Annotated in this window: 10 protein-coding genes; 5 read left to right on the plus strand and 5 right to left on the minus strand. The window is 69.7% G+C overall.

The window, feature by feature from the left end:
* The first annotated feature begins 161 nt into the window (after positions 1 to 161).
* The 4 genes from ACFWY9_RS42760 (at position 162) to ACFWY9_RS42775 (ending at position 4,530) form a co-directional block, all read left to right on the plus strand.
* Positions 162 to 1,217: an alpha-hydroxy acid oxidase gene (locus ACFWY9_RS42760; RefSeq protein ID WP_378341584.1), complete on the plus strand. Its 1,056-nt coding sequence runs from the start codon at positions 162 to 164 to the stop codon at positions 1,215 to 1,217.
* The gene (locus ACFWY9_RS42765; protein ID WP_378341585.1) at positions 1,214 to 2,545 is read left to right on the plus strand and encodes a cytochrome P450; all 1,332 of its coding nucleotides are present in this window, start codon (positions 1,214 to 1,216) and stop codon (positions 2,543 to 2,545) included. Before ACFWY9_RS42760 ends, ACFWY9_RS42765 begins: the two co-directional genes overlap by 4 nt.
* A 132-nt stretch (positions 2,546 to 2,677) precedes the next feature.
* Complete coding sequence (locus ACFWY9_RS42770; RefSeq protein WP_378341592.1) at positions 2,678 to 3,325, plus strand: response regulator transcription factor; 648 nt, start codon at positions 2,678 to 2,680, stop codon at positions 3,323 to 3,325.
* Positions 3,322 to 4,530: a sensor histidine kinase gene (locus ACFWY9_RS42775; protein WP_378341586.1), complete on the plus strand. Its 1,209-nt coding sequence runs from the start codon at positions 3,322 to 3,324 to the stop codon at positions 4,528 to 4,530. The genes ACFWY9_RS42770 and ACFWY9_RS42775 overlap by 4 nt, the downstream gene beginning before the upstream one ends.
* Before the next feature lie 90 nt (positions 4,531 to 4,620).
* On the opposite strand, the gene hisS is transcribed toward ACFWY9_RS42775, so the two are convergent.
* The 5 genes from hisS to ACFWY9_RS42800 all read right to left on the minus strand — a co-directional run bounded on the left by hisS (position 4,621) and on the right by ACFWY9_RS42800 (position 9,406).
* Positions 4,621 to 5,910 (minus strand): histidine--tRNA ligase, encoded by a 1,290-nt coding sequence (gene hisS / locus ACFWY9_RS42780; RefSeq protein WP_378341587.1) that lies wholly within the window; start codon positions 5,908 to 5,910, stop codon positions 4,621 to 4,623.
* Between the two features lie 42 nt (positions 5,911 to 5,952).
* Positions 5,953 to 6,345, minus strand: a complete 393-nt coding sequence (locus tag ACFWY9_RS42785) for a hypothetical protein (RefSeq protein ID WP_378341588.1) — start codon at positions 6,343 to 6,345, stop codon at positions 5,953 to 5,955.
* Positions 6,346 to 6,543: 198 nt separating this feature from the next.
* The gene (locus tag ACFWY9_RS42790) at positions 6,544 to 6,963 is read right to left on the minus strand and encodes a helix-turn-helix domain-containing protein (RefSeq protein ID WP_378329466.1); all 420 of its coding nucleotides are present in this window, start codon (positions 6,961 to 6,963) and stop codon (positions 6,544 to 6,546) included.
* Positions 6,964 to 7,316: 353 nt separating this feature from the next.
* Entirely contained in the window at positions 7,317 to 7,769 is a 453-nt protein-coding gene (locus tag ACFWY9_RS42795) for a flavodoxin family protein (protein WP_378341589.1), read from the minus strand.
* A 2-nt stretch (positions 7,770 to 7,771) separates the two neighbouring features.
* Positions 7,772 to 9,406, minus strand: coding sequence for a phospho-sugar mutase (locus tag ACFWY9_RS42800; protein WP_378341593.1), 1,635 nt, complete (start codon positions 9,404 to 9,406; stop codon positions 7,772 to 7,774).
* Between the two features lie 35 nt (positions 9,407 to 9,441).
* Here ACFWY9_RS42800 and ACFWY9_RS42805 point away from each other — a divergent pair, with 35 nt between their 5' ends.
* Positions 9,442 to 10,590: a glycosyltransferase gene (locus tag ACFWY9_RS42805; RefSeq protein WP_378341590.1), complete on the plus strand. Its 1,149-nt coding sequence runs from the start codon at positions 9,442 to 9,444 to the stop codon at positions 10,588 to 10,590.
* Positions 10,591 to 10,681: the final 91 nt, after the last annotated feature.

Raw genomic sequence — 10,681 nt, forward strand, 5'->3', positions numbered from 1 at the left:
GCCGCGCCCGCCCCCCCCCACCCGCGCCCGGTCGGGGATCCGGGTCTCTCCCCCGCCCCGCCCCCCCCACACCCCCCCCCTACAGCAGCTCTGAGGGTTTTCTGAGATCGGCGGGGCAGGCTGGCGGTGGAAGCCGACGGCCTGGGCCTGAGAGGTGACGGATGCCTGCCATCGCCGATTTCGAAGAGACGGCACGCCAGAAGCTCGACCCGGCGCACTACGACTTCTTCGCGGGAGCCGCAGGCGACGAACTCACCGCCAAGTCCAATGAGGACTCCTTCGCGCGGATCAACCTGCTGCCCAGGGTGCTCCGGGGGAGCGACAAACGGGATCTCGCCGTAGCGCTGCTCGGATCGACGGCGTCGATGCCGATCTTGGTGTCTCCCACGGCCTTCCACCGGCTCGCGCATCCGGAGGGGGAGGCGGCGACGGCGAAAGCGGCCGCGGCGGCGGGCACGATCATGATCGTCAGCATGGCTTCGACCATGGCCGTCGAGGACGTCGTGGCGGCCGCGCGCGAGGTCGCGCCGGATCCGGCGCTGTGGTTCCAGCTCTACCTTCAGCCCGACCTCGCATTCTCCGAGGCGATCGTGCGCCGCGCCGAACGGGCCGGAGTTAAGGCGCTGGTGGTCACCGTCGACTCACCGGTCATGGGCAAGCGGGAACGCGACGTCCGGCACGGCTTCCACGATCTGCCACCGGGGATGGTCGCGGAGAACATGCGGCATGGTGACACGGGGAGCGTGTGCCCGATCGGGATGTCGGCCGAGTTCTCCTGGGAACACATCGACTGGCTAAGCCAGCTCACCGCGTTGCCGATCTTGATCAAGGGCGTGCTGCATCCCGAGGACGCGCGGCTCGCGGTGCGGCACGGCGTCGCCGGGCTGGTCGTGTCCAACCACGGCGGCCGTCAGCTCGACACCGTGCCCGCCACGATCGACGCGCTGCCGGAGATCGCCGCGGCGGTCGCGGGCGTCGTCCCGCTGATCCTCGACGGCGGGGTCCGGCGTGGCACGGACGTGGTGAAAGCGCTTGCTCTCGGCGCGTCGGCGGTCGGCATCGGGCGCCCGGTGCTGTGGGGTCTCGCGGCGGAGGGCCGCGACGGCGTCACGCGGGTACTGGAGCAGCTGCGGGAGGAATTCGACCATACGCTCGCGTTGTGTGGCGCGACCTCGCCGCGTGACCTCACTGCCGACCTGGTCCGGAGCCACCGATGAGGCGGCTCGCGCTCCGTGCGCTGCTCGCCGTGCTCGTCGTGACGCTCCCGTCCTGGCTGCCAGGACGGATCGTGGCGCTGCGGATGCGGATTTTCGCGCTGGTCAACGGCGACGAGGGGGTGCCGATCCCCGGCGACCGGATCGGGATCGAGGACTTCAAACGGATCTACGCCGATCCGGCCGCCGGGGGACGCAGCCGCGGCGCCGCGTTGTCCGACCTGTTCTGGTACTGGCTCGAACCGGGTTCCCATGTACACCAGGAACATCTGGAGGCCGGTCCGCGCTACGACGAGGTCGCGAAGACGACGCGGCAGATCCTGGTCAGGACGAAGGCGGAGTCGGAGGAGCTGACCCGGCGGTGCGCGACACGTGTGCTCGACGAACTCGGCGAGGGCGGGTTCGTCCGGCTGCGGGACGCGATGATGCCGATCTGGGCCGAGCTGTACTACGAGCTGGTGTTCGGCGAACAGTGCCCGGCCGAAGCCCGCGCGCTGATCGTGGCCAACGCCGACGACGTCGTCTCCGCCCTGAAATGCGTGCGCCCACGCCATATGCGCCGCCGGAAGCGGTTGACCGACTACCTGCGGCGCAGGCTGGACGACGTCCCGCATCCGCTGCCGACCCGACTGTCCACTGTGGAAAAGGCGTATTACCTGCAGGGAACGTTCTTCAACACGGCCGTGGTGCAGATGTCCGAGGCGATGACCCATCTGCTGATGGTCGTGGCGCGGCATCCCGATGTCCAAGACCGGCTCGCCGCCGACCCCGACGACGAGGACTACGTCGACCGCGTGCTCGACGAATGCCTGCGTGTCTATCCGTTGTTCGGGATCGCGCACCGGATCACCACCGCGGACATCGAGCTGGCGCACACCACGATCACCGAGGGCAGCGTGTTGTGCTTCAGCTACCCGGAATATCACCACGCCGGGTACGAGTGCCCGGAGAAGTTCGATCCGGACCGGTGGCTCAAGCAGTCCACTGTGGACGTCAACTTCCTGCCGTTCGGCAGTACGCAGAACCGGCCGTGCCCGGCGCGCGGGCTGGCACCGGTGACTATGCGTGTCGTACTGCGGGAGGTGCTGCGGCGCTACTCGCTCGCGACGAGTGCCGCGCATACGCGGTCGATTCCGAACCGGGGGCCGTGTCTGCTGACGCCCCGGCAGGCGCCGAGAAGCCGTCGTGCCGCGCTGGCGGTGATGTTCGTGCGGGACCGCTGGGAGGACGTCTGGCGGAGTCTCGCGCAGCTGGTCTTCGGTACGTACATGGTTGTCGACGCGCGGCGGAAACGCTTGTGCGCCACGTACTTCGAGGAGGCCGGACGTTGAGCCGATGTCCCGGTGAACGGGACCTGTGTCGGATTCCCGTCCGCCGCCGGGCCTCTGTTCGCAGAGTTGAGGGTTCAAGTACGAGGAAATGACTGCCAGTATGAATTCGTGCGCGAAGAGGCAGGAAAGCGTGTGCTCGTGGTCGAGGACGACCGCGAACTGGCCGGGATGCTCGCCGAGTTGCTCGCGGACGAGGGCTACGAACCCGTGCTGGCGCACGACGGCCAGCGCGGGCTGCATCTCGGCCTGGTCGGGCACTACGACGTGATGATCGTCGATCGCAGGCTTCCGGCGATGGACGGGCTGGCGATGCTCGCCGCGCTCCGGCGCAAGGGTGTCACCACGAGGGTGCTGGTGCTGTCCGCGCTGGGCGATGTCGGGGATCGGGTGGACGGGCTGGACGCGGGTGCGGACGACTACCTCGTCAAGCCGTTCGAGACCGAGGAGCTGCTGGCGAGGCTGCGCGCGCTCGGCAGGCGGGACCTCGACGGCGCGGAGAGTCTGCCGCTCGGCACGGCGGAGCTGGATCTGCGGCGGCACGAGGTGGTGCTGGCCGTCGGCGAGCGGATCACGTTGTCCGGCCGGGAGTTCGAGCTGCTCCGCACGCTGGCGCAGCGGCCGAAAGCGATTCATCCGCGGGAGTCGTTGCGCAGCAACATCTTCGCGGACTCGACCGGAGAGTCTATTGTGGACACCTATGTGTACTACCTGCGGCGCAAGCTCGGCCGGGGCGTGGTGCGCACCGTGCACGGGCTCGGGTATCAGATCGGCGCGGTGTGAGACCCGCGCGCGGGGACCCGGAGGCGCGGGAGCTGCGCCGGGCGCGGCGGCTGGTCGCCGGCGAGATCGCGGTGGTGATCACGCTGCTGGTGTTCGTCTCCGGGGTGATCGCGTTCGCGGTGCTGATCGGCGGCCAGCGGGCGGAGGCCGAGCGCACGTTGGCCTGGACCATCCGGCAGGGACTGTCGGTGCCGCCGCCGGGCTGTGTGCGGTTGTTCAGCGTCGGCGGGCATGTGCCGCCGGGGGAGCCACCTGCCGGGATGCCGGTGACGGAGTCGTTCGCGCGGGTGCCCGCCGACGGGGACGTCTTCACCGAGACCAGGGAACTGGGCGGCATGGTCTACACCATCCGCACGGAGAATCACGGCGGTGTGATCTCGCAGGCGTTCTTCGAACAGATCTACCAGCTCCAGGACCGGTATTCGCTGCTCACCGGGTTCGCTGTCGCCGAGGCGCTGGCGCTGGTCGCCGCCGTGCTCACCGGCTATCTGCTGGCGGGCCGGGTGATCCGGCCGCTGGGGGAGGCGTTGCGGCGGCAGCGGACGTTCGTCGCCGACGCGAGCCACGAACTGCGCGCGCCGTTGACGCGGCTGCACACGCGGGCGCAGTTGCTGTCGCGGCGAACGCGCGTTTCGCCGGTGCCGCCGCGGGTGGCCGAGGAAGTCGACCAGCTGGTGAGCGGGACGCGGGAGCTGGGGGAGGTCGTCGACGATCTGTTGCTCTCGGCGCGGCTGCGGGCGGAGCCGCCGCGGATGGAGCCGGTCGAGCTCGGAGCGCTGGCGGAGCAGGCGGTGGCGGCGGAGGCGGTGCGCGCGGGGGAGCGGAACGTGCGGATCTCGGTGTCGGACGACGGCGGCGCGTATGTCGTGCCGGGGGTGCCGACAGCGTTGCGGCGCGTGCTTTCGGCGTTGCTGGACAACGCGATCGGGCACACGCCGCCGGGCGGGACGATCGAAGTCACGCTCGGCGCCCCGGACGAGCGGCATGTCGAACTGTGCGTGCGGGATTCCGGCGTCGGGTTCGAACAACGGGACGCGCCCCGTCTCTTCGAACGCTTCGCCCGGGGCACCGAAGGTGACGGACGCCGCTTCGGCCTCGGCCTGGCCCTGGTGCGCGAGGTCGTCGCCGGGCACGGCGGCACGATCGCCGCCCGCGGCGTCCCCGGCGCCGGCGCCACCTTCACCCTCCGGTTCCTCCGCGCGTGATCAGCCGCGCATCTCGCGTGATCAGCCGCGTATCTCGCGTGATTGAACGGAGATCTCGCGTGATCGGAGGCGTAACTCGCGAGTTTTGGATCAGGACAGGAGGGACTGGACGGTGGCGGGGGCGTCGGCGATGGGGACCTGGTGTTGTTCGCGGGTGGCGAGTGAGCGGACGGTGACGTTCCCGGCGGCCCAGTCCTCCTGGCCGACGATCACGACGGCGGCCGCGCCCGCCTTGTCGGCGCGGGCGAGTTCCTTGCCCAGCTTGCGCAGTTCGATCGGGGTCGAGGTGCGGAGCCCGGCGCGGCGCAGTGACGTCGCGACCTCGCGGGCGGCGTCGGACAGCTCCTCGACCACCGGCACGACCATGACGTCGACCTCGCTGCGCGGGGCCGGGGCCAGCTCGTGGGTTTCGAGGAAGTCCATCAGCGTGACGTCGCCCATGCCGAACCCGATGCCGGGGATCTGCTGCGGCGTGAACAGCGACGCGAGGTCGCTGTAGCGGCCGCCGCCGAACAGCGCGCGGCGGTTCTCCGGCGAGGTGTCGAAGACCTCGAACACCGTGGACGTGTAGTACGCCAGGCCGCGCACGATCATCGGCTCGAACCGGACCAGGCTCGCCGCGCTGCTCGCGAGGACCTTGACCAGGTTCGAGCTCTCCTTGACGTGCTCGGGCAACTCGTCGAGCAGCGCCGTCCCGGCGCCGAGCACCTCGGTGAGCTTCTTGAACTGCTTGTCCGACAAGCCGATCTCGGCGGCGCTCTCCGCGAGCTTTTCGCTGTCGAGCTTCTCCCAGCGGTCGACCAGCGCGAACACCTGCGCCAGGTGCTCCGGGCTGACGCCGACGAGGTCGAGCAGCGCCGAGGACAGCAGATTCCGGTCGTTGACGCGCACCGCGAACATGTCGCCGGTGGCGCCGAGCGTGGTCATCAGATCGTGGACCAGCTCGAAGATCTCGATCTCGCAGTTGGCGCTGTCCGAGCCGAAGATGTCCGCGTTGATCTGCCAGTGCTCGCGCACCCGGCCGCGCTGCGGTTTCTCGTAGCGGTGGCAGTTGGGGTGGCTGTACCAGCGGACGGGGAACGACAGCGACTTCGCGTTCCCGGCGATCATCCGCGCGACCGACGGCGTCATCTCCGGGCGCAGCGCGAGGCGGCGGCCGCCCTTGTCGGTGAGCGTGTACAACTGCTGGTCGGCGATCTCCTGGCCGGACTTGGCCTCGTAGATCTCGGCGGGTTCGAGGATGGGGCCGTCGTACCGGAGGAAGCCGCGACGCTCCAGCACCTCGTAGAGATGGCCGAAAACCTGCGTACGGACGGACATCTCGGCGGGGAGGAAGTCGCGGGTTCCCCTGGTCGGCGCGGTGGGCAGGTATTCAGGCACGTCAGCAAGCTTAACGATCGGGTCCGACAGGTTTGCCAGGCGTCAGGGGAACGCGACGCCGTACGCGGTCATCAGCATCGCGGCGGCCAGCAGCACGGCGCCGCCGGTGGTGACGGCGTGACCCGCCTTGCCGGGTTTCCCGGCCGCCAGGTTGAGGAACATCCCGCCGGGCTGGGCGAGCACGCCGAACAGGAGCAGGAAGCAGACGATCCAGCGGGCGGTGTCGCCGAGTCCGCCGAGGTTGAGGATCTGCAGCGCGGCGAGGGTGAGGACGAGCAGGACGCCGGCGTGCGCGTGCCCGGCGCGGAACATTCCGCGCTGGAAGCCGGTCAGCTCGCGGCGGCGCAGTACGCCCATCAGCGCGTAGCCGCCGTACATGACCGTCGGCAGCGAGACCAGCGCGATCACGGTGAACAGCTGAACGGGCCCGTGCATGTCCGGCTCCTTCTCGATCGGGGAGCCCTGACTATAACACCGTTTTAAAACGCTGTCACCAAACTGGACGTACCTCTGCCGTCAAGGTCACCTTAGGGGCGTCCGACGCCCGCAAGGTGGCCTTGACGGCATGTCGGCGTGGCGCGGCCGGTGCCGGTGATCACGGGCGGCGGGACCGTTTGCGTGGTTCCCGCTCCTTCATCGGTTTTCTCGCTCGTCCGGTTCGTCCGCACTGTCGCGTTCGGCGCGTTCGTAGCGCTCGACCAGGTCGAGCAGATCCATCACCTGCCGCCGTCCCTGCGGTGACAGCTCCTGGGCGCGCAGTGCCATCAGTTTGGCCTCACCCGTCGGGCTGCCCGTGTCGGACTTCTCGCTTTCGTCGAAGAAGTACGTCACCGGAACGCCGAACAGTTTCGCCAGCGCCTCGACGTAGTGGATCTTCGGGTTGATCCGTTTGCCGGTGGCCAGCTGCTGGATGTAGGCGGGGGACATGGCGGGACCGCCGGCGCGTTCGATGGCCGCCGACAGCTCGCGATAGCTGTGCGGCGCGCGGCCGTCGACCCGGGCAGAGTCGATCAGGGCGGTCAGCTTTTCGGCGAACGTGCGCTGCCGTGACATCCTCCGGCTCCCCTTCCGTTCCCGGTGAAAACTCCGGCTCCGGGACAACTGTACGCATCTGTTGACGGCTCGCGTATGCAGTGGTTTACACTCGCTGCGGGATCGGCGATCCCGCCCGCCTTCCGCTCCGGTTTCCGCGTCCTGGGGGTACACGGACACCGTGGCGGAAGGTTGTGGCATGCCCGGGGTCGTCAAGATCCCCTCTTCGTAGTAAGCTGGTGTGGCTGAGGTTGATCGCCCGTCCGGCGAACCCTCGGCCCAGGCCTTCCGCCGGAGGTCGACCCCCAGGGCTTCCGGTAGAGGCCGACGAAGGCGGGGTGTGTTCGCACACCCCGCCTTCACTTATGTGTGACCTATTCCATCAGGGTGGCGGCGAGGGTGCCGCCCAGTTCGGCGCAGGCGTCCAGGTCGGTTTTGGCGGGGTCGCCGGTGACCAGGACGGGATCCGCCGCGCGGGACCAGCCGAGGCCGGTGGTGATGGCGTCGAGCTGACGGGTGGTGCCGCTCGTGTCGTTGTTCCCGTGCACGTAGTAGCCGAAGGGGCGACCCTTCGTGGCGTCCAGGCACGGGTAGTACACGGTGTCGAAGAAGTGCTTCAGCGCCCCGCTCATGCTGCCGAGGTTCGCCGGAGTGCCCAGCAGGTAACCATCGGCGGCCAGCACGTCGGGGACCGTCGCGCCCAGCGCCGGGCGGCGGACGACGTCCACGCCCTCGATGTCCGGGTGCGTGGCGCCGGCGACTGCGGCCTCGAACATCGCCTGTGTCGACGGCGAAGGCGTGTGGTGGACGATCAGCAGCGTCGGCATGTTCAGGACAGTAGTTGCTCGACGTCCGCGCGCAGGGCGGCGAGCCGGGCGGACGTGCTCTCGCGAGCGGCCGCCAGATCCTCGGACGGCGGCTGCGCTGCCTGCAGGTACGCCTTGAGCTTGGGCTCGGTGCCGGACGGGCGGATCACCACGCGCAGTCCCTCGCCGGTCAGCCGGAGCACGTCCGCGTGCGGGAGCAGGTCCTCGAGCGTGACGTCCGTGCCCGCGAGCGACTCCGGCGGGGCGGCGCGGAGCCTCGCCATGATTTCGCCGCGCACCGCGAGATCGGTTACCCGTAAGGAAACCTGGTCCGTCAGGTGGACACCGTGGCGGCGGAAAAGCTCGTTCAGCGTCTCGGGGATCGTGCGTCCCCCGGCCTTGAGCGTGGCGGCGAGTCCCGCCGCGAGGACGGCGGCGGCGATGCCGTCCTTGTCCAGGACGAAGGACGGGTTGACGCACAGTCCCAGCGCCTCCTCGTAGGCGAACACCAGGCCCTCGCCCGCGCGCACCAGCCATTTGAAGCCGGTCAGGGTTTCGGCGTAGCGCGCGCCCTGTGCCTTCGCGATCTCGCCGAGCATCGATGACGACACGATCGTGGTGGCCACCAGCGGATCCGGGGTCACCGTTCGATCCAAAGTGGACAGAATGTGCGCGCCGAGCAGGACGCCGGTCTCGTCGCCGCGCAGCATTCGCCACGTCCCGCCGGGCTCGCGGACGCCGAGGGCGCAGCGGTCGGCGTCGGGGTCGAGCGCGACCGCGAGATCGGCGTCCACTGTGGACGCCAGGGCGAGCAGCAGATCCGTCGCGCCCGGTTCCTCGGGATTCGGGAACGCGACGGTCGGGAAGCCGGGGTCCGGTGTGGACTGTTCGGCGACCAGGTGCACGTCGGTGAATCCGGCTCGCTCGAACGCGGCTCGCAGCGTCTCGGCGCCGACGCCGTGCAGTGCGGTCGCGGCGATCCGGACGTCGCGGGCGGTGCCGCGGGGCAGCGCGGCGACCTCGGTGAGATAGCCCGCGCGCGGGTCGATGATTTCGGCGCCGGGGGATCGGGGCACGCTCACCGCGGCCGGGGCCGCGGCGATCGCCCGTTCGATCTCGCCGTCGGATGGTGGGACGATTTGCCCGCCGGAGCTGTCGTAGAGCTTGTAACCGTTGTCCGCGGGCGGATTGTGCGACGCGGTGATCTGGATCCCGGCCACCGCGCCGAGTTGCTTCACCGCATAGGCGACCAACGGCGTCGGGAGTGGCTCCGGCAGTGTTTTCACGGCGAAACCGGCGGCGGTGAGCACTTCCGCCGCGGCGGAAGCGAACGCCTCCGAACCGTGCCGCGCGTCCCGGCCCACGACGACGACCCCGCCCGCGTGCCCGTGCGCGGTGAGCCACGCGGCCACGCCCGCGGTGGTGCGGACGACCACGGCGACATTCATCCCGTTCGGCCCGGCCCGCACTGGCCCGCGCAGTCCCGCGGTGCCGAATTCGAGCGGACCGGCCATCCGGTCGGCCAGTTCCTCGGCGCGTCCCGGTTCGCCGCCCAGTGCGCGGGCGACGACGTCTTGCAGTTCGGCACGGGTGGCGGGGTCGGGATCGTCGGCGATCCAGCGGAAAGCCGCGTCCCGCAGCGTCGAAGAAACAGTCATGGGCACGCGGCCCAGCTTACGGCTACGGTTGAGATATGCGCCTGATATTCACGGCCCTGGGGGGCTACGGACATTCTTTCCCGCTCATCCCGCTCGCCGTCGCCGCGCGCGACGCCGGGCACGACGTCAGCTTCGCCACCACACAGGATTTCCTGCCGAACATCGAGAAGGCGGGCGTAACGGGTATCGCGGCCGGAGCCACGATGACCGAGGCGTTCACGGAGGCGGCGAAGGACGTCGACGGGGACCCGAGCCAGCTGCCGCAGAAGGAGTTGTACAAGGTCATCGGCCGGGTGTTCGGTGAGGTCCTGCCGCGGGCTTTCGTCGCCGGCTTGGAGCCGATCCTCGCCGAGCGGCGACCGGATCTGGTGATCTACGAGTCGGTGAACGCCGGTGGGGCCTACGCGGCCAAACGGGTCGGAATCCCTTGTGTCGGCCACACTTTCGGCCGGATGGCGGAACTCGACGTCGGCGACGAGATCCGCGAGCAGGTGCTGGCGACCGCCGCCGAATTCGGCATCGAGGGCGAACTGCAGGCCTCGTTCGGCGACCCGGTAATCGACATCTGCCCGAAGTCGGTGCAGTCGAGGGAATTCCTCGACACGGCGAAGCGGATTCCGCTGCGGCCGGTCGGCTGGAGCGTGCCGGGTGATCTGCCCGCCGGGATCGAGGGCCGTGACCGGAGCCGTCCGCTCGCGTACCTGACGCTGGGCACCGCGTTCGGGAACACCGACGTGCTGACCAAGGCGATCACCGGCCTGGCCGCGCTCGACGTCGACGTGCTGGTCGCCACCGGTCCGTCCGTCGATCTCACCGCACTGGGCGAGGTTCCCGCGAACGTGCGGCTCGAGGCATGGGTGCCGCAGAGCGAACTGCTGCCGCATGTGGACGTCGTCGTGCACCACGGCGGGAGCGGGACGACGATGGGCGCGTTCGGCGCCGGGCTGCCGCAGCTGTTCCTGCCGCAGGGCGCCGACCAGTTCGCCAACGCCGAGGCCGCGCTCGCCGCCGGGGTCGCCGATCAGCTCGTCGGTGACGCGCTCACGGCCGAGGCGGTCACGGAGAAGACCCGTGCGCTGATGACCGACACCGCGGTGCGCGACGCCGCCCGCGCCCTCGCCGAGGAGATCGCCGCCATGCCGTCCCCCGCCGAGGTCGCCGCCACCCTGCCCGACTACGTCTAGGGCGTGTCTGACAAATATTCTGGTTGTTTGTTGGGATGCTGTTGGTCGTGTCGCGGTTTCAGTTGCTTTCGGATGCTCAGTGGGCGTTGAT

The organism is Amycolatopsis sp. NPDC059027, from assembly GCF_042739735.1.
Taxonomy (GTDB): Bacteria; Actinomycetota; Actinomycetes; order Mycobacteriales; family Pseudonocardiaceae; genus Amycolatopsis.